Origin of the sequence: Oceanobacillus sojae (assembly GCF_007991515.1) — a bacterium.
Classification (GTDB): Bacteria; Bacillota; Bacilli; order Bacillales; family Amphibacillaceae; genus Oceanobacillus; species Oceanobacillus sojae.
In genome coordinates this window covers 110000-130761 of sequence record NZ_BJYM01000004.1, presented here as the reverse complement: position 1 = coordinate 130761, position 20762 = coordinate 110000, and the positions used below count along the sequence as shown (strand labels likewise).

Annotated in this window: 18 protein-coding genes; all 18 read left to right on the top strand. The window is 38.2% G+C overall.

Going from position 1 to position 20762, the window contains the following annotated elements; all coding sequences use genetic code 11:
- Positions 1–276: 276 nt before the first annotated feature.
- Positions 277–1161, top strand: coding sequence for a translation elongation factor Ts (tsf, locus tag OSO01_RS05950; protein ID WP_147209526.1), 885 nt, complete (start codon positions 277–279; stop codon positions 1159–1161).
- An 86-nt stretch (positions 1162–1247) separates the two neighbouring features.
- Positions 1248–1970 (top strand): UMP kinase, encoded by a 723-nt coding sequence (pyrH, locus tag OSO01_RS05945; RefSeq protein WP_147209525.1) that lies wholly within the window; start codon positions 1248–1250, stop codon positions 1968–1970.
- Positions 1971–1972: 2 nt separating this feature from the next.
- Positions 1973–2530, top strand: coding sequence for a ribosome recycling factor (gene frr / locus OSO01_RS05940; RefSeq protein WP_147209524.1), 558 nt, complete (start codon positions 1973–1975; stop codon positions 2528–2530).
- A gap of 323 nt (positions 2531–2853) precedes the next feature.
- Positions 2854–3612 carry an undecaprenyl pyrophosphate synthase gene (gene uppS / locus OSO01_RS05935; protein ID WP_147209523.1) on the top strand — a complete coding sequence of 253 codons (759 nt, stop codon included), beginning with the start codon at positions 2854–2856 and terminating at the stop codon, positions 3610–3612.
- 15 nt (positions 3613–3627) lie between these two features.
- Positions 3628–4416, top strand: coding sequence for a phosphatidate cytidylyltransferase (locus OSO01_RS05930; RefSeq protein WP_147209522.1), 789 nt, complete (start codon positions 3628–3630; stop codon positions 4414–4416).
- Positions 4417–4691: 275 nt separating this feature from the next.
- Positions 4692–5966: an RIP metalloprotease RseP gene (gene rseP, locus OSO01_RS05925; protein ID WP_147209521.1), complete on the top strand. Its 1275-nt coding sequence runs from the start codon at positions 4692–4694 to the stop codon at positions 5964–5966.
- A gap of 327 nt (positions 5967–6293) precedes the next feature.
- Entirely contained in the window at positions 6294–10583 is a 4290-nt protein-coding gene (locus tag OSO01_RS05920) for a PolC-type DNA polymerase III (protein WP_147209520.1), read from the top strand.
- A gap of 394 nt (positions 10584–10977) precedes the next feature.
- Positions 10978–11448: a ribosome maturation factor RimP gene (gene rimP / locus OSO01_RS05915; protein WP_147209519.1), complete on the top strand. Its 471-nt coding sequence runs from the start codon at positions 10978–10980 to the stop codon at positions 11446–11448.
- A gap of 21 nt (positions 11449–11469) precedes the next feature.
- Positions 11470–12576 (top strand): transcription termination factor NusA, encoded by a 1107-nt coding sequence (gene nusA / locus OSO01_RS05910; protein WP_147209518.1) that lies wholly within the window; start codon positions 11470–11472, stop codon positions 12574–12576.
- A gap of 13 nt (positions 12577–12589) precedes the next feature.
- On the top strand, positions 12590–12859 hold the full coding sequence (rnpM, locus tag OSO01_RS05905; protein WP_077601200.1) for an RNase P modulator RnpM: 270 nt from the start codon (positions 12590–12592) through the stop codon (positions 12857–12859).
- A gap of 1 nt (position 12860) precedes the next feature.
- Complete coding sequence (locus tag OSO01_RS05900) at positions 12861–13160, top strand: YlxQ family RNA-binding protein (protein WP_077601201.1); 300 nt, start codon at positions 12861–12863, stop codon at positions 13158–13160.
- A 20-nt stretch (positions 13161–13180) separates the two neighbouring features.
- On the top strand, positions 13181–15280 hold the full coding sequence (infB, locus tag OSO01_RS05895) for a translation initiation factor IF-2 (protein WP_147209517.1): 2100 nt from the start codon (positions 13181–13183) through the stop codon (positions 15278–15280).
- Complete coding sequence (locus tag OSO01_RS05890; RefSeq protein ID WP_147209516.1) at positions 15277–15555, top strand: DUF503 domain-containing protein; 279 nt, start codon at positions 15277–15279, stop codon at positions 15553–15555. Before infB ends, OSO01_RS05890 begins: the two co-directional genes overlap by 4 nt.
- A 33-nt stretch (positions 15556–15588) precedes the next feature.
- Positions 15589–15930 carry a 30S ribosome-binding factor RbfA gene (gene rbfA / locus OSO01_RS05885; RefSeq protein WP_077601204.1) on the top strand — a complete coding sequence of 114 codons (342 nt, stop codon included), beginning with the start codon at positions 15589–15591 and terminating at the stop codon, positions 15928–15930.
- 117 nt (positions 15931–16047) lie between these two features.
- Positions 16048–16935: a tRNA pseudouridine(55) synthase TruB gene (truB, locus tag OSO01_RS05880; RefSeq protein ID WP_147209515.1), complete on the top strand. Its 888-nt coding sequence runs from the start codon at positions 16048–16050 to the stop codon at positions 16933–16935.
- A 34-nt stretch (positions 16936–16969) separates the two neighbouring features.
- Positions 16970–17902, top strand: a complete 933-nt coding sequence (locus tag OSO01_RS05875; protein WP_307725833.1) for a bifunctional riboflavin kinase/FAD synthetase — start codon at positions 16970–16972, stop codon at positions 17900–17902.
- A gap of 126 nt (positions 17903–18028) precedes the next feature.
- Positions 18029–18298 (top strand): 30S ribosomal protein S15, encoded by a 270-nt coding sequence (rpsO, locus tag OSO01_RS05870; protein WP_040980194.1) that lies wholly within the window; start codon positions 18029–18031, stop codon positions 18296–18298.
- 302 nt (positions 18299–18600) lie between these two features.
- On the top strand, positions 18601–20715 hold the full coding sequence (pnp, locus tag OSO01_RS05865; protein ID WP_147209513.1) for a polyribonucleotide nucleotidyltransferase: 2115 nt from the start codon (positions 18601–18603) through the stop codon (positions 20713–20715).
- Positions 20716–20762: the final 47 nt, after the last annotated feature.

Here is a 20762-nt window from a genome sequence, read left to right as displayed (position 1 = left end):
AGCACTTTTTTCCTGCGGAGGCATACAGGACGTATGTCAGTTCGGTGTTGCGACAGGATGTCGAGAACTTAACCGAACTTCCTTCCGTTTTGCGCATTCCCACAGGAGTCTCCGTGTATTTCTTCTGGGGCTGCGATTACTCGTCCCATCGAAAACCGTCGCAGCGGACATCTCCTTGGCAAGAACATCAGTATGTTAAAGACCAAGCGATTTTCTTGGTTTTTCTTAGAAAAGAAATTCAGCTTGTATAATCGAATATTTTAAGGAGGAATTAACATGGCAGTTACTGCTCAAATGGTTAAAGAATTACGTGAAAAAACAGGTGCTGGAATGATGGATTGTAAAAAAGCACTAACAGAAACGAACGGAGATATGGAACAAGCAATTGATTTTCTTCGTGAAAAAGGTATGGCAAAAGCTGCTAAAAAAGCAGACCGTGTTGCAGCTGAAGGATTAACTCATATTGAGGTTGATGGAAACAGAGCTGCAATTATTGAAGTAAACTGTGAAACAGACTTTGTTACAAAAAACGATCAATTCAAGCAATTACTTGCGGATCTTGGAAAGCATATTGTGAAGAATAATCCTGCATCTGTTGAAGAAGCTTTACAGCAAAATCTTTTAGACGGTTCTGAAACAGTTGAAAATGCAATTACTAGTGTCGTTTCTAAAATCGGAGAAAAAATCTCTCTTCGCCGTTTCACTGTATTAGATAAAACAGATAATGATGCTTTTGGTGCATACCTTCATATGGGAGGGCGTATTGGCGTACTTTCTTTATTAGAAGGCACTACTGATGAAAATGTAGCTAAAGACGTTTCTATGCACGTAGCAGCTATCAATCCTCGTTACGTATCTCGTGAAGAAGTTGCAGAGGAAGAAGTAAACCGTGAGCGTGAAGTGCTTAAGACACAGGCATTAAACGAAGGTAAACCAGAAAAAATCGTTGAAAAAATGGTTGAAGGCCGTTTAGGTAAATTCTTTGAAGAGATTGTTCTTTTAGAACAAAGCTTTGTAAAAGACCCAGACCAAAAAGTGAAAAAATATGTTGCAGATAAAGGCGCTTCTGTAAAAGCGTTCGTTCGCTATGAAGTAGGCGAAGGAATGGAAAAACGCGAAGATAACTTTGCGGAAGAAGTAATGAGCCAAATTAAAAAATAAGTTTTACAAATTAGGGGACATTAATTTGTTCCCTCTTTTGTAACTATATAATCTAATCTAAATACATTTTTTCTCTGGAGGTTATTATGACGACAGCACATTATAATAGAGTTGTGTTAAAATTAAGTGGAGAAGCATTAAGTGGAGATGAAGGCTACGGAATCTCACCTAAAGTGATTCAATCCATTTCAAAACAGGTTAAGGAAATTGTGGATCTTGGTGTAGAAGTTGCTGTAGTTGTTGGCGGCGGAAACATCTGGCGCGGCAAAGTAGGATCAGAAATGGGAATGGATAGAGCTTCAGCTGACTATATGGGTATGCTTGCAACAATTATGAACTCACTTGCCCTGCAGGATGGTCTGGAAACAATTGGTGTACAAACCAGAGTGCAAACTTCTATTGAAATGAGGCAGGTTGCTGAGCCATACATACGGCGGAAAGCGATTCGCCATCTGGAGAAAAAGCGTGTTGTTATTTTCGCTGCCGGAACTGGAAATCCTTATTTTTCTACAGATACGACAGCGGCATTACGAGCAGCAGAAATTGAAGCAGAAGTTATTTTAATGGCAAAAAATAATGTTGATGGTGTTTATACAGATGACCCTAAAATTAACAAAGAAGCAAAGAAATATGATTCTCTTACCTATTTAGAAATGTTAAATGAAGGATTAGGTGTTATGGATTCTACAGCTTCTTCATTATGTATGGATAATGACTTGCCTTTAATTGTCTTCTCTATTATGGAAGAAGGTAACATTAAACGAGTTATTCAAGGTGAAAATATCGGAACAACGATAAGGGGGAACTAAGAATGTCAGAATCAGTAATTAAAGATATGAAAGAAAAAATGGCTCAGGCAGTTCAGGCTTTTTCAAAAAATTTAGCCTCTGTTCGTGCTGGGCGCGCAAATCCCAGCCTTTTAGACAATGTTTATGTTGATTATTATGGTGCTTCCACACCACTTAATCAATTAGCTCAGGTCGGTGCTCCAGAAGCAAGGTTATTAACAATTACACCATATGATAAATCTGCAATAGGTGATATTGATAAGGCAATACAAAAAGCAGACTTGGGTCTTTCTCCATCGAATGACGGGAACATTATTCGCATCAACATTCCTGCACTTACACAGGAAAGAAGAAAAGACTTAGTAAAAGTTGTTGGAAAGTATGCTGAGGAATCTCGTGTACAAATTAGAAATCTGCGCCGTCAAGCAAATGATCAGCTAAAGAAGGCTGAAAAAAATGGCGATATGACGGAAGATGATTTAAGAGCATTTCAAGATGATGTTCAAGAAACTACGGATACTTTTATCAAACAAATTGAAGATTTAGCAAACACAAAAGAAAATGAAATTATGGAAGTGTAATAGAAGGAATACTTCATTTCTATTAACCTTCGTCGTATAAATCCTGGCAAAAATTTTTTGTTTAAAGGTGACAGTTTTCTGCTAACGTAGTAAGATGCCATTAAGCCCTCTTATTAAAGGGGGTTTTTGTATTAATACCACTGGCAATCATGTTCGTATAATACATGTTAAACTGGATACAGTCATAATATTTATTGGCATGGTCATGCCTTTCATCCCTTATTCTTTTATGAGAAGTTCAAAATTAATTTGATTTCTCTTTGCACACGCATTTTAAAAATAAGAATAGGGTTATGAACAAACAACCATTCGGGGGACGGAAAATGTCTATTAAAATTCCTTTTTTATCAAAACAACCAAAAGAATCTGATTCACTTTCTGAAGAAAATGCTCCTAATCATGTTGCTATCATCATGGATGGGAACGGGAGATGGGCGCAAAAACGGGGATTACCCAGGTTTGCTGGTCATAAAGAAGGTGTATCTACGGTAAACAAAATCGTTAAAACCGCAGTGAAAGCAAATGTGAAGGTTTTAACGCTTTATACTTTTTCAACAGAAAACTGGAAACGACCAAAACAAGAAGTGGAATATATTTTAAAACTTCCAAAAGAATTTTTGCATGTATATTTACCAAGCTTGATGGAAAATAATGTTCGTATCCAGACGATAGGCGATTTTCAGTCGTTGCCTGGCTATACGAAGGAAGCAGTAAACTATGCAATGGAAAAAACGAAGAACAATGATGGGTTAATTTTAAATTTTGCAATTAATTACGGCAGTCGTCATGAAATTTTAAAAGCAGTCAAGCAGATTGCAACAGAATTGAAAGAAGAAAACATAGATATTGACAGCTTAGATGAAGAAGCATTTTCAAAGCATCTATATACAAATGGTGTTTCGGATCCGGATCTGTTAATCCGGACTGGTGGCGAATACCGTTTAAGTAATTTTATGCTTTGGCAGCTTGCATATACAGAATTCTGGTTTACGGATAAGCTCTGGCCAGAGTTTACAGAAGAAACATTCCATGAAGCATTACTTGCATATCAGCAGCGCAAAAGACGATATGGAGGTATATAAGGTGATGATGATTTAATGAAGCAACGAACGATAACAGCTATAGTGGCTCTACTTATATTTGTGCCAATCATTATTATTGGTGGATTGCCGTTTACCATTTTTGTCTATCTGTTAGCTACAATCGGGTTATTTGAATTAATCCGGATGCGGCATCCAGATAAGAACTTCTTTCCATATGTTTTATCAGCTTTATTAACATGGGTCATTTTATTACCTAATGAATTTTTTACTAATATAGAATGGTTCACGAAGTATGAATTGATTTCTGTTATTATTTTTGTTTTATTAGCGTATACGGTGCTTGTGAAAAATGAGTTTACCTTTGATCAGGTTGGTTTTGTTATCCTCGCAGCGTTTTATGTTGGATTAGGATTCTTTTATTTATTGCAGACCAGAGATGGAGAAAATGCACTGAGAAATATACTGTTCGCATTTTGTATCATCTGGGCGACGGATACAGGAGCCTATTTATTTGGACGCAAACTTGGAAAACATAAATTATGGCCTACAATCAGCCCTAAGAAGACTGTCGAAGGCGCTGTGGGAGGCATCTTTGTAGCAGTAATTGTTGCTGTGATTTTTCATCTGATAGAACCTTTTGATCAGTCATGGCTGACTCTTATTATTGTTACTGTTATAGCTTCAAGTTTTGGACAAATTGGTGATCTGGTGGAATCTGCATTTAAACGTATTTATAATGTGAAGGATTCAGGGAAAATTCTGCCTGGGCATGGTGGTATTCTAGATCGATTTGACAGCATGCTTTTTGTTTTTCCATTACTACATTTTATTCACTTTTTTTAACATATTGAAGCGAATATTGTAGAATCGGTAAAGTAAACCGACTTACCCGAATATACTAGGTGAAGAGCTTTCTTTTCTTGATACATAACAACCTTTTATTTTAAAATTATGGGACAAGTAAGCATTTATATTCTGTTCCTGCTTAAAAAAATAAATGCATAGTCTTTTGTCTAAGGTTCTATGCTATAAAAAAGTAAATTATTGTTATGTAATATTATTGCAGGAAACCAAGTTTTAATAACCTCTTTCTACCTTTACAAAAGGAAGGTGCTGTCATGACAACTGTTATTGCATTTATATTAATGTTTGGCGTACTCGTATCTATCCATGAGTGGGGACATCTGATCTTTGCAAAACGGGCAGGGATGCTTGTTCGTGAATTTGCAATCGGATTCGGACCAAAGATATTATCCTTCACTAAAAACGAGACGCTTTATACAATCAGATTAATCCCTGCAGGCGGCTATGTCCGTGTTGCTGGAGACGATCCGGAAATTGTTGAATTAAAACCAGGACATCATATTGGGTTGGAATTTAACAATGATGGAAAAGTAGCAAAAATCATTGTGAATAACAAATCAAAGCATCCTAACGCCCGCACGATTGAGGTGGAGAATGTTGACCTTGATCATAAACTGATTATTGAAGGTTATGAGCAGGACGACGAGGATACGAAGCTTCATTTTGATGTAGACCGTAAAGCAATGTTTGTCGTTGATGAACGGGAGACACAGATTGCTCCTTTTGATAGACAATTTGCATCCAAAACGGTCGGACAGCGAGCTATGCAGCTATTTGCAGGGCCAATGATGAATTTTGTACTGGCTATCTTTATCTTTCTGCTTATGGGGCTTATCCAGGGCGTACCGGTAGAGCAGGCACAAATGGGTGAAATTCAATCAGGTAGTCCTGCAGAAGAAGCTGGACTTCAGGAAAATGATGTTATTACTCAAATAGGAGATCAGTCCATTTCAACTTGGGAACAGTTTACAGATATTGTACGGGAAAGCCCTGGTCAGGAATTGGATTTGGTCATTTCCAGAGGAGATACGGAGCATGAATTAACTGTTGTGCCAGCGGAAGTTGAGGCAGTTAATGAAAAAGGTGATCCTATTGAGGTTGGTCAAATTGGAGTATTGGCAGCCTATGAAAAAGATATCCTTGGCACGTTAAAATTTGGATTTGAAAGAACGTATGAAACGACCAAACTTATTATTACTAATTTGGTCATGTTAGTAACGGGTCAGCTTTCCATTGATGTTTTATCTGGACCGGTAGGAATTTATGATGCAACCGATCAGGTTGTTCAATCTGGTTTTTCGAACTTTTTAATGTGGACTGCTATGTTAAGCATTAATTTAGGGATTATTAATTTAGTTCCTCTTCCGGCTTTAGATGGCGGCAGATTGATGTTTGTTTTAATTGAAGCGGTCAGAGGAAAACCGATAGCACCCGAAAAAGAAGGTGTCTTCCATTTTGTCGGATTTGCATTATTGATGCTATTAATGATTGTTGTCACATGGAATGACATTCAACGTCTATTCCTGTAAAATAAAATAGTAAATCTAAATAAGTTACCCTTGTCGATTTATAGACAAGGGTTTCCTGTTTGTATATGAGCAGATTATTGAATTATACGATTCCTATCAGGACATTTATACAGAATAGAAATAGAATAAGGAAGATATGATTATCCAGTGTAACCCGGTACAGTGTACTCCCGGAAGGGCTCTTATTAAACGATTTGATTTTTAATCAAATCATTCCTTTGTATTAAGAGGTACGAATTAATATAATAAGTATAGCGAGTTTTTAACTTATAGGAGAATTTTTCTTCCTGTGTAGTCACAAATCCATCTACAATTGGAGGGACATAAATGAGTATTTCCAAGCAAGAAAAAATGAAATTATTACTGGAGCAAATTCAGTTATCTGAAACATCAATTCAGAAGTATTTTGCCTCAAGCTATTTAGAAAAAGTAGAGGTTTATAAACAAGAAAAAAAATGGCATTTCTATATATATATTGAGGATGTTCTTCCTTTTGATGAATATCTATATCTGTATCAATCCTTGCAAAAAAGCTTCTCATCGATTGCTGAGAAGGTAGAGCTGACACTACATACAGATAATAAACAATGCAGTGAGAATGATATTGGCGTTTACTGGAAGCATTTTTTAGCAACAACAACATTTTCACCGGCACATCAGGAAATGATTATGCAGCAAACACCAAAAATTACAGATAATAAAATTATGTTAACTTCCAGAAATGAAACGGAATCGAATATTTTGAAAAAAAGACTGGAGCCGGCTTTCAGTCAATTTTGTTATCGCATTGGCTCCAAGCCTTATGCTATTGATTTAGAAGTAAAAACGAATCAGGAAGAAATGCAGGTATTTCAGGATAATAAAGCGAAAGAAGACCAGGCACTTGTTCAAAAAACCGTTCAAGAAAAAGAAAAACGGGATAAAGAAAAAGATGTACCGGTGAACCAGCCGTTGGCAATCGGTTATAAGATTCAGGATGAGCCGGTTGAAATGAATCAAATTCTGGAAGAAGAAAGACGTATTACGGTACAAGGATATGTATTTGATTCAGAGATTAGAGAGCTGAGATCAGGACGCAGTCTTTTAATTATAAAAGCAACAGACTATACAGATTCCCTGCAAATTAAAATGTTCTCCAAAGGCGATGAGGATGTCAGCAAGTTTCAATCTGTTAAGAAAGGTATGTGGGTAAAAGCCCGCGGCAGTATCCAAACGGATATGTATACCAATGAGCTGGCAATGATGGCGAAGGATATTCACGAGGTTCAAGTGAGAGAAAAGCAGGATGAGGCACCTGAAGATGAAAAAAGAGTAGAGCTGCATGCACATACCACAATGAGTCAAATGGATGCGGTTGTTTCTCCGGAAGCTTTAGTCGAACAGGCGGGTAAGTGGGGACACCAGGCTGTAGCTATCACAGATCATGCTGGTGTACAAGGCTTCCCTGATGCTTATTATGCAGGCAAGAAACATGGGGTTAAAGTGCTCTATGGTGTGGAAGCAAACCTTGTCGATGATGGTGTTCCAATTGCTTATAATGAAAGCGACCGCGTGTTAAAAGATGCAAACTATATTGTATTTGACGTGGAAACAACAGGTCTTTCAGCAGTTTATGATACGATTATTGAATTAGCTGCTGTCAAGGTGCATGATGGCGAAATTGTTGATCGATTCGAGTCATTTGCTAATCCGCATCATCCGCTTTCGGAGACGACAACGAATTTAACTGGTATAACAGACGATATGGTTAAGGATGCACCAGAAGTCGGTGATGTATTAAAAGATTTCCATGCCTGGATGGGAGAAGATATTCTGGTAGCACATAATGCAAGCTTTGATATGGGCTTCCTAAATCAGGGTTTTAAACGGATTGACTATGAAAAAGCAGCCAACCCGGTGATAGATACCTTAGAATTGGCGAGATTCCTGCTTCCGGAACTTAGGAATCACCGTCTGAATACATTGTGCAAGCATATGGATATTGAATTGACACAGCATCACCGTGCTATTTACGATGCAGAAGCGACCGGTTATTTATTATGGAAACTTGTTCAACGGTTAATTGAAAAAGAAATAACCAATCATCAGGATTTAAATAACCATATGGGCGAAAATAATGCCTATCAGCGCTCCAGACCTTTTCACTGTACAATTTTAGCGCAGACGCAGGAAGGCCTGAAAAACCTTTATAAGATCGTTTCTCATGCCCATATCGATTACTTCTACCGCGAGCCAAGATTGCCAAGATCTGTCCTGAAAAAATATCGTAAGGGACTGCTGATTGGTACTGCCTGTGATAGAGGAGAAGTCTTTGAAACAATGATGCAAAAATCAGAGGAAGAGGCGGAGCAGGTCGCTGAATTTTATGATTATATTGAAGTACAGCCGCCAAGTAACTACGTTCATTTAATAGATAAGGATTTAGTACAAAATGAAGCACAGGTAGTAGATATATTACGGAAGCTTGTGAATCTGGGCGACCGGATGGGCAAATTAGTAACAGCAACCGGAAATGTTCACTACTTGCAGGATATTGATAAGCAGTACCGTCAGATTTTAATAAAATCGCAGGCTGGTAATCCATTAAACAGGCAAACGCTGCCTGATACACCGTTCCGTACTACAGGCGAAATGCTTGGGGCTTTCTCCTTTTTGGGAAAAGAGAAGGCAAAAGAAATTGTTGTTCAAAACACCCAGCAGCTGGCAAATGAAATAGAGGATATTTCGCCGATTCAGGATGGCTTATTTACACCGAACATTGAAGGTGCAGAGCAGGAAATGCGCGATCTGTGCTACAGCATGGCTAAAAGAGTGTACGGAGAGCCAATACCGGAAATTGTTACAAGCCGATTGGAAAAAGAACTCGAAAGTATTATCGGAAATGGATTTGCCGTTATTTATTTAATTTCCCATAAGCTTGTTAAAAAGTCATTGGATGATGGTTATCTAGTAGGATCACGTGGCTCTGTCGGTTCATCCTTTGTTGCAACCATGACAGAAATTACAGAAGTTAATCCGCTCCCCCCACATTATGTTTGCCCAAGCTGTAAACACTCTGAATTCTTTACAGACGGTTCTGTAGCGAGCGGTTATGATTTGGCAGATAAAAATTGTCCGGAATGTGGAGAAGCACTGAAAAAAGATGGACAGGATATTCCTTTTGAAACATTCTTAGGCTTTAAAGGGGACAAGGTGCCTGATATTGACTTGAACTTCTCGGGAGATTATCAGCCGCGAGCCCACAACTATACGAAAGAACTATTTGGGATTGACAGTGTATACCGGGCAGGAACAATCGGAACTGTCGCTGAAAAAACAGCTTACGGCTATGTGAAAGGCTTTGCTTCTGATCACCAGCTCGTCTATAAAAATGCGGAGATTGATCGTCTTGTGCAAGGCTGTACAGGAGTAAAAAGAACAACTGGCCAGCATCCCGGGGGAATTATTGTTGTCCCGGATGATAAAGAAATTTATGATTTCACGCCAATCCAGTTTCCGGCAGACGATCGGAATAGTGAGTGGCGGACAACGCATTTTGATTTCCATTCGATTCACGATAACTTACTGAAGCTGGATATACTTGGACACGATGACCCGACCGTCATTCGCATGCTGCAGGATTTAAGCGGCATTGATCCAAAAACCATTCCGACGGATGACGAAGAGGTCATGAAAATTTTTGGCGGTACAGAATCATTAGGTGTTACCCCGGAGCAGATCCAGTGTAAGACCGGAACTTTGGGAGTGCCTGAATTTGGTACAAAATTTGTTAGGCAAATGCTTGAAGATACGAAACCTAAAACATTTGCAGAGCTGCTAATTATATCCGGTCTGTCTCATGGTACAGACGTATGGCTTGGTAATGCACAGGAGCTTATTGATAATGGGACCTGTAAGCTTCCAGATGTAATCGGGTGCCGTGATGATATTATGGTGTATTTAATGCATAAAGGGTTAGAGCCTTCGATGGCGTTTAATATCATGGAGTTCGTCCGTAAAGGAAAAGGATTGAAGGATGAATGGATCGATGAAATGAAGAAAAACAATGTACCTGACTGGTATATTGAATCTTGTAAAAAAATTAAATACATGTTCCCGAAAGCTCACGCCGCAGCTTATGTTTTAATGGCTGTACGGATTGCTTATTTCAAAGTTCACCATCCGATTCTTTTCTATGCTGCATATTTCACAGTCCGTGCGGATGATTTCGAATTAGATACGATGATTAAAGGATCCGATGCTATTCGCAAGCGGATGGAAGAAATCAGCTATAAAGGGAATGATGCTTCTCCAAAAGAGAAAAACTTACTGACAGTTTTAGAGATTTCATTAGAAATGTGTGAACGTGGTTTATCTCTGAAAAAGGTAGATTTATATAAATCAAGTGCAACAGAATTTATTGTTGACGGTGATTCTTTACTGCCTCCTTTTAATGCAGTAGACGGATTGGGCACGAATGCTGCTCTAAATATTGTAAAAGCACGTGAAGAGGGAGAATTCTTATCCAAGGAAGATTTAAGAGAAAGAAGTAAAATCTCTAAAACCGTGCTGGAGTATCTGGACAATCACGGGTGTCTGGAAGGCATGGAAGAGAAAAATCAACTTTCTTTATTCTAGGAAGCGTTCTGCAGGTTTATTTTTGAGTAATAAGAAAGACTTCATTAAACCAAAGGATTTCCGTCAATTGCAATGATTGCAGGACGGAAATCCTTTTTATAGATGAGTTACGGATAAATCAGCCTGATTTTGGGAAAACTATTCTTGTTAAAAGCGGATTATATAGCGGAAAAAAGCTTTAAAGTCTTGATTTAGTGGTTTGCAAAGGGGTATAGAATATGCTATACTATTTTTGGTTAGAATGTTCGATACGTACGAATGAAAAGAGTGGGTGTACACCCACTCTTTATTCATACCTCGCCTAAACAAGACTCTCTGCTTCCCCCGCCCGTATTTTAGGCAGGGGTTTTATATTGATTGAAGGCGTGAGGACATGGTTAAAGGAGGTTTACACTTGAGTTCTAAAGTAATTGAGATAACAACTGAATTAGTTAACCCAATTTTAGAAGAGAAAAATTTAGAATTAGTTGACATGGAGTATGTAAAAGAAGGGAAAAACTGGTTTCTGCGTGTTTATATTGATAAAGAAGGCGGTATTGACATTGTAGAATGTGGTGAAGTTTCTGAACAGTTAAGTGAAAAATTGGACGAAGCTGACCCGATTAAAGAAGCTTATTTTCTGGAAGTATCTTCCCCAGGAGTAGAAAAACCATTAAAAACGCTGGAAGACTTTAAAAAGAACATTGGAAATAATGTTTTTGTAAAGCTATATGAAAAGATTGACGGCGAAAAAACATATGAAGGTATTTTACAAAATGTGGAGAACGGTACCGTTTCTATTGAATACAAAATTAAAACAAGAAAAAAAATCGTAGAAATACCTTATGAAAAAGTAGCAAAAGCAAGACTTGCAGTTATGTTTTAATTAAAAGGGGGAAAAGAAAAAGTGAGCACGCAGTTGTTTGATGCGATTGATCATTTAGCAAAAGAAAAAGGAATAGACAAGGATATATTGATGGAGGCTTTGGAGGCAGCGCTTATTTCTGCTTATAAAAAGAACTTTAAATCTGCATCGAATGTCCGGGTAGAGTTGAACGAAACTACAGGGAAGATGGCTGTCTATGCAAGAAAAACAGTCGTGCCGAATGTAGAGGATACACAGCTGGAAATATCTCTTGATGAAGCTAAAAGTATCAATCCGAGTTATGAAACAGATGATATAATAGAAGTAGAAGTAACACCAAAGGATTTTGGACGTATTGCTGCACAGGCTGCCAAACAAGTGGTGACTCAACGGGTACGTGAAGCAGAGCGCGGCGTTATCTTCTCTGAATATATTGATAGAGAAGATGATGTGATGACAGGAATTATTCAGCGCAAGGATTCCCGTTTCGTCTATGTTAACCTTGGGAAAATTGAAGCAAAGCTGGCAGAGGCTGAGCAGATGCCGACAGAAGAATATCATATCCATGATCGTTTGAAAGTTTATGTGACAAAGGTTGAGAATACAAGTAAAGGACCGCAAATCTATATTTCACGTTCTCATCCCGGCTTGTTAAAACGATTATTTGAAATGGAAGTTCCAGAAATTTATGATGGAATTGTGGAAATTAAATCTGTTGCACGTGAAGCTGGAGATCGTTCTAAAATTTCTGTCCATGCTCCAGATCCGGAAATAGACCCGGTAGGTTCTTGCGTAGGACAAAAAGGGCAGCGTGTTCAAGCGATTGTAACAGAATTAAAAGGTGAAAAGATTGATATTGTGGAGTGGTCCGAGGATCCGGTTGTTTATGTATCAAACGCATTAAGCCCTTCCAAAGTATTAAAAGTATTTGTAGATGAGGAAGGGAAGGCAACAACAGTGGTTGTTCCAGATTATCAATTATCATTAGCAATTGGTAAAAGAGGTCAAAATGCCCGTCTCGCTGCAAAACTTACAGGCTGGAAAATTGATATTAAAAGTGAATCCGACGCAAGAGCAGAAGGTTTACTGGATGATATAGAGTTAGAGGAAGAAACTTATTCTGACAACAGTGAAGATTTGTTTGAATAAGGAGGTATTTCACTTGGCTAAGAAGAAAAAAATACCAGAAAGAAAATGTGTTATTACAAATGAAATGAAGCCTAAAAAAGAATTGATCCGCATTGTGAGGAATAAAGAAGGAGAAGTGTCCGTTGATGTAACTGGTAAGAAAAATGGACGCGGAGCTTACCTTTCCAAGAATAAGTCTGTCATTGAACAGGCTCGGAAAACCAATGCGCTTAACAAAATATTGAACGCAGAAGTAAGTCCAACAATCTACGATGAGTTAGAAGCTTTAGTAGAGGGAGATTGACATGAATCCTAATTATTTGAACATCATTGGTCTCGCTGTCAGAGCAAGAAAATGCTCAACAGGAGAAGATACAATTATAAAGGATATTCGCAAAGGTCGTGCAAAGCTTGTTTTATTGGCAGAAGATATTGGACCGCAAACAAAAAAGAAACTTTCGGATAAATGTACCTCGTACAATATTCCATATCGATTTGTTGATAACCGGGATATCTTATCGCAGGCAATTGGGAAAGAGCAGCGTGTAGCTATAGCAATACTAGATTCAGGCTTTGCAAAAAAACTCCTTACTCTAGTTGGATAAATAAATCCGGGGGTGAATGTATGAGCAAAATACGTGTATATGAATACGCAAAGAAAAATAATGTGGCAAGTAAAGAAGTCATTCAATTTTTGAAAGAAAAGAATGTAGATGTTTCCAATCATATGTCTACGATTTCCGATAATGAAATTAAACAATTGGATGAAAAATTTAATCCGCAGCCAAAACAGGATAAAAAGAAAAATGATCAAGTAAATCAAAACAAACAACAAAAGAACAAAAATGCAGTAAATAAACCAGATACAAATCGGAATACTAAAAAAGATAACTCGAAAAATAAAAAACAAAAAACCTCTAATAAAGGTAAACAACATAAACCACAAAAGGAGCAGTCATTAGTGAAAGAGACTCCAAGTAAAATTACGTACCACGGTATATTGACCGTACAGGATTTAGCAGAAAAACTTCATAAGGAACCTGCAGAAATCATCAAGAAATTAATGTTTATGGGTATTATGGCTACAAAAAACCAAGACCTTGAAGATGATGCTGTAGAGTTAATTTGTGATGAATTTAATGTCGAGGTTGAAAAAGAAATTATTTTAGAAGATACTGACCTTGATAAATATATTGAAGAAGATGATAGTGACAAGTTGCAAGAGCGTCCGGCTGTTGTTACCATTATGGGACATGTTGACCACGGGAAAACAACATTATTAGATGCTATTCGCCATACAAAAGTTACTGCTGGCGAGGCTGGCGGAATTACACAGCATATCGGAGCTTACCAAGTTGAAAATGAAGGTAAGAAAATTACATTCTTAGATACACCGGGTCACGCAGCGTTTACAAGTATGCGTTCCCGTGGCGCGCAGGTAACAGATATTGCTATTTTAGTTGTTGCTGCAGATGATGGCGTAATGCCGCAGACAATTGAAGCTATTAACCATGCAAAAGCTGCTGAAGTACCAATTATTGTAGCAGTCAATAAAATGGATAAAGAAGGCGCTAATCCGGACCGTGTGATGCAGGAACTGACAGAGCATGAATTGATCCCTGAAGATTGGGGTGGAAGTACTATCTTTGTTAACCTTGCAGCGATTAAAGGAGAAGGTATTGACGACCTGCTGGAAATGATTTTATTAGTTGCAGAGGTAGAAGAATTAAAAGCAAACCCGGATGCCAGAGCTTTCGGTACAGTGATTGATGCACAATTAGATAAAGGCAGAGGATCTGTTGCAACACTGCTTGTTCAAAATGGTACCTTGCATGTAGGAGATCCGCTCGTTGTCGGAAGTACGTATGGTAAAGTTCGGGCAATGGTAAATGATGTAGGACAACGTGTGAATCAAGTTGGACCATCTGCGCCAGTTGAAATTACCGGTTTACAAGATGTACCTCAGGCAGGCGACCAATTCCTTGCGTTTGCTGATGAGAAAAAGGCGCGTCAAATTGGTATTGCACGTCAACAAAAACGAATTGATGAGAATCGTGGCGGGCAATCAACAGTAAGCTTAGATGATTTATTTGAAAAAATTAAGCAAGGTGAAATGAAAGAATTAAATATTATTGTAAAAGCGGATGTACAAGGATCTGTTGAAGCATTAGCTGCTTCTCTACGTAAGATAGAAGTAGAAGGCGTTAATGTTAAAATCATTCATACAGGTGTAGGAGCGATTACTGAATCTGATATTATCTTAGCTTCAGCATCGAATGCGATTGTTATTGGCTTCAATGTTCGTCCTGACGTCAATGCAAAAAGAGCTGCAGAATCTGAAAAAATTGATTTACGTCTGCACCGTGTTATTTACAGTGCGATTGAAGAAATTGAAGCTGCAATGAAAGGTCTGCTTGATCCAGAATACGAAGAAAAAGTGATTGGTCAAGCGGAGGTTCGTGAAACATTTAAAGTGTCACGTATTGGTACTATCGCCGGAAGCTATGTAACAGACGGTAAAATTACCAGAGATTCCAGTGTTCGCCTGATTCGTGATGGAGTAGTTCTTTATGAAGGGGAATTACAGGCATTGAGACGCTTTAAAGACGATGTAAAAGAAGTACAGCAAAACTATGAATGTGGTATCACATTAACAAACTTCAATGATATTAAAGAGGGCGACATTATTGAAGCCTATGTAATGGAAGAAATCGAACGAAAATGATTCTCTATGCAGAAGTAGAATGTATGTTGTATGAAGGGAATTCGTTAAAAGAGAAACGATCTGTTTTAAAGCGAATGATCAATAAGCTGCGTCAGTCTTTTAATGTTTCAGTTACAGAGCTTGACTTTCATGATATGTGGCAACGAACCAAATTAGGGATTGTTATCATTTCCACCGATTATGTGCATGCTGAAAAAGTAATACAACAGGCTTTAAAAACAATAGATTCTTTTTCTGAACTAGAGAGAACAATAACAAATATAGAACGATTATAACGAAAATGCATAGAGCTATGTGAGGTGAGATTAATGTCAGAATTGAGAGCTCATCGAGTTGCAGAGCAAATGAAAAAAGAGCTGGGTGATATTTTATCCAGAAAAATTAAAGATCCCCGTGTTGGTTTTGTAACAGTTACCGATGTGGAAGTAACTGGTGACCTGCAACAGGCGAAAATTTTTATTTCTGTATTAGGTGATGAAAAGAAGAAGCAGGAAACATTATTGGGACTTGCAAAAGCAAAAGGATTTATCCGTTCAGAAATTGGCAAGCGAATTCGTTTGCGCAAAACACCTGAACTTACCTTTGAGTTTGATGAAGCAATAGAACAAGGTAACCGGATAGACTCCATCTTAAGAGATCTGAATAAATGACTTTGAAAAAACTGATCCCTCTGCTTGCTGGCAAGGATCAGTTTTTTTAGGATAAAGAAAAGAACCCGAACACATATATAGAAAATGTATTCCATTAAGAAAGGATGGGGATTAATAATGAATGGTATCCTGCCGTTATGGAAGCCTAAAGGAATGACTTCTTTTGATTGTGTAGCTAAATGCCGCCGCTACTTTAATACAAAAAAAGTAGGGCATACCGGGACGTTGGATCCGGAAGTTGAAGGTGTTCTACCTATTTGTATTGGCAGTGCTACGAAAATTGTTCCTTTTCTTACTGATACGAAAAAAATCTACATCGGGACGGTTGCGTTAGGATCAGCTACGGAAACAGAAGATGCGACAGGGAATGTTATTGCACAAAAAGAAGTTGTACATATGCCTGGAGAAGCTGAAATAGAGACTGTTTTAGAAAAATTTCAAGGGGTTATCACACAAATCCCTCCAATGTATTCCGCTGTAAAAGTAAACGGAAAAAAGCTTTATGAATACGCAAGAGCAAATGAAGAGGTAGAAAGACCGGTAAGAGAAGTTTTTATTCATGATATACATCTCTTAGCGATAGATGAGGACAAAAACTCCTTTGACCTATTCGTAGAATGTTCAAAGGGAACCTATATCCGAACATTATGTGTGGACATTGGAAAGGAATTAGGGTATCCGGCACATATGTTTAAACTGGAACGGACAAAAACCGGTAGTTTTTCCAAGAAAAATACGGTTACTTTTGCTATGATAGAAGAGGCGGCAGATAATAATGAGCAAGAGAAGCTGTTAAGCCCTCTTTTAGAAGGATTAAGTCATTTAGTTCATCAAGAGGTTGATGATGCGCTGAGGGCCCGTATTAAGAATGGCCAAAAACTATCTATTTCGGAAGCCCCCGAGACAAATAATCCGTTTGTATTTACAAATAATGAAGAAGTACTGGCGATTTATGGGCAGCACCCAGATAAACCTGATCAAATTAAACCAATAAGAGTATTCTAACGAGAGAAAGTGCAGGTGTAGCAGGATGAAAACAATGGAATTATCCTATCCGCATACGTTACATAAGGAGAACTTACCGGAAACCGTCAGTGCAATCGGCTTCTTTGACGGGATTCACAAAGGACATCAGGAGGTTATTCGGCAGGCTGTAAATAAAGCACAGGAAAATAACATGGAGAGTGCTGTCATTACCTTTTTTCCGCATCCTTCAGTTGTTTTAAGAAAAGACGTACAGCATGTTAAATACATAACAATATCTTCTGAAAAGCAAGCGATATTAGAGGATCTTCAAGTAGACCGTTTATATGTTATCCGGTTTAACCAAGAACTATCAAAGCTCAGTCCCCAAGCCTTTATTGATCACTTTATTATTGGATTAAATATTAAACATCTTGTGGCAGGCTTTGATTACTCATTCGGTCATAAAGGGCAAGGGAAAATGGCAGATATGCAGGAATATGCAAGGGATTTATTTACCTGGGAAACGATAGGTAAAATTACTTTGGATGAAGAAAAGGTCAGCTCGACCAGAATAAGAGCAGAATTAGCGTCGGGAAATATGGAGCAGGCAGAGCAACTGCTGGGAAGGCCCTTTGCTACTACTGGATTGGTAGTAAAAGGAGCACGTCGTGGGCGTGAACTGGGTTATCCAACTGCTAATCTGTCTATATCCAAAGATGCCCTGCTGCCTAAACAGGGGGTATATGCGACCCGTGTTCGTCATAAGGATAAAATATATGGCGGAATGGCGAATATCGGTACGAATCCGACATTTACAGAAGAGCTGGAAGATATGTCTGTCGAGGTGTACTTATTTGATTTTGATGGTGATTTATATGGGGAAGAATTAACGATAGAATGGCTGTCTTACACAAGAGAAGAAATAAAATTTGATTCGAAGGATGCTCTGATTGAAAAAATGCAGCAGGATGAGAAAGAAATTAGAGCTTATTTAGCAAATAGGTAAACTTACACTTGATTTTTTTCTTCAAAAACGCTATTCTTATAGTTGTACAACCATCGCTTGGCATCACGTAACTCCGACGTATGCTAGGGGACTGGGGATAACAAATATTATTTTGGAGGTGCCATTATGGCAATTACACAAGAACGTAAAAACGAAATTATTAATGAGTACAAGGTTCATGACACAGATACTGGATCTCCAGAGGTTCAGATCGCTGTCTTAACTGCAGAAATCACTGCATTAAACGAACATTTACGTACACATAAAAAAGACCATCATTCACGTCGCGGTCTTTTGAAAATGGTAGGTAAACGCCGTAACTTATTAACTTACCTACGTAATAAAGACGTTACTCGTTATCGTGAATTAATCAAAAAACTTGGTTTACGTCGTTAATAACGTTAAAAGCAGGAGCAATCCTGCTTTTTCTTTTATGTTTTTTAAACAAATAAGAAGCATTTGAAGCTGTAAATCCGTGGCTTAGATGTTTTTTACGGTTGATAAGGGTCTGAAACAGGTATAAATATGTCAATGCGTGAACATCCTCTATAAGGTAGCGATTGATTCCTGACAGGCTATCGTTTATGCTATAAAAAGACATTCTTTTGTAAAAATAAGATATAGAAGAAAAATTGTACTATATGAGGTGCTACATATATATTTTAAATGCTGTAGCCTTGAAAGGAGTAACAAAACTAATGGCAGATGAAAAAAAGCTATTCTCTACGGAGATTTCAGGAAAGAAATTTACAGTTGAAGTAGGAGAGCTGGCAAAACAAGCAAATGGAGCCTGTATGATACATTACGGAGACACCTCTGTATTGTCCGTTGCAACAGCCTCCAAAGAACCAAAAGATTTACCATTCTTTCCGTTGACAGTGAACTATGAAGAAAGATTGTATGCGGTAGGGAAGATACCGGGAGGATTTATTAAACGTGAAGGACGTCCCAGTGAGAAAGCGATCTTGTCTTCCAGACTAATTGACCGTCCAATCCGTCCATTATTCCCCGACGGCTTTCGTAATGAGGTACAAGTAATAAGTACAGTAATGAGTGTGGACCAGGATTGTTCTTCAGAAATTGCAGCAATGATTGGTTCATCGATTGCTTTAGGTATTTCAGATATTCCTTTTGAACAGCCGATTGCTGGTGTTCATGTCGGGCGTGTGAATGGCGAGCTAATCATTAATCCTACCATTGAACAAGAAGCAAAAAGTGATATTGATTTAACGGTTGCTGGAACAAAAGATGCAATCAACATGGTTGAAGCTGGTGCAGATGAAGTACCGGAAGATGTTATGCTTGAGGCAATTATGTTTGGTCATGAAGAAATCAAACGTCTTGTTGCTTTCCAGGAAGAGATTATACAGGCATGCGGCAAAGAAAAATTTGAAGTTGTTATTTCAGAGACGAGTGAAGAGCTTGTAGCAAAGGTTGAAGCAGAAGCGAAAGATGAATTAAAGACTGCGATTCAAGTTGTCGAAAAACATGCCCGTGATGAGGCAATAAAAGCTGTTAAGCAAGAGATTGTAGAAAAATATGAAGCGGAAGAGGCTGAAGAAGAAACCATTAAACAAGTTAAATCTGTATTAGATAAGCTTGTGAAAGAAGAAGTTCGCCGCTTGATTACAAAAGAAAAAGTACGTCCTGATGGCCGGAAAGTGGACGAAATCCGTCCGTTATCATCACGTATTCATGTTCTTCCCCGTACACATGGATCAGGCTTGTTTACGCGCGGACAAACTCAAGCTTTAAGTATTTGTACATTGGGAGCACTTGGAGATGTACAGATTTTGGATGGACTCGATTTAGAAGAAACAAAACGATTTATGCATCATTATAACTTCCCGCAATATAGTGTAGGAGAAACCGGGCCGATTCGCGGACCTGGCCGTCGTGAGATTGGGCATGGCGCGCTGGGAGAGCGTGCTCTTGAAAAAGTAGTGCCGAATGAAAAAGATTTCCCTTATACAATTCGTCTTGTTTCAGAAGTTCTTGAATCCAACGGTTCTACTTCTCAAGCGAGTATCTGTGCAAGTACATTAGCAATGATGGACGCAGGTGTTCCAATTAAAGCACCAGTAGCAGGTATTGCAATGGGACTTGTTAAATCTGGAGATGATTATACGATTTTGTCTGATATTCAAGGCATGGAGGATGCACTTGGTGATATGGACTTTAAAGTAGCAGGAACAGAAAAAGGTGTAACAGCCCTGCAAATGGATATTAAAATTGACGGTTTATCAAGAGCAATCTTAGAAGAAGCACTTACGCAAGCGAAAAAAGGCCGTATGCATATCCTTGACTCCATGCTGCAAACCATTCAGCAACCAAAAGATGAGCTGTCTGAATACGCTCCAAAAATCTTAACAATGACAATTAATCCGGATAAAATTCGTGATGTCATTGGGCCAAGCGGAAAACAAATCAATCAAATCATTGATGAAACTGGTGTGAAGATTGATATTGAACAAGATGGCAACGTCTTTATTTCATCTACTGATAATGAGATGAACCAGAAAGCTAAGAAAATTATTGAAGATCTGGTACGGGAAGTGGAAGTTGGACAATTATATCTTGGTACGGTAAAACGTATTGAAAAATTTGGTGCATTTGTGGAACTGTTCAAAGGGAAAGATGGACTGGTTCATATTTCTGAGCTTGCAGAAGAGCGTACGAATAAAGTCGAAGATGCTGTATCTATTGGGGATCAAATTATGGTGAAAGTAAAAGAAATTGATCGTCAGGGAAGAATCAATCTTTCCAGAAAAGCAGTTCTGCAAGACGAAAAGAAAGAGAATGCTAAATCATAATAAGAGAGTAATTTACTTTAGGTTATATATTTTGCACAAAAAAGAAG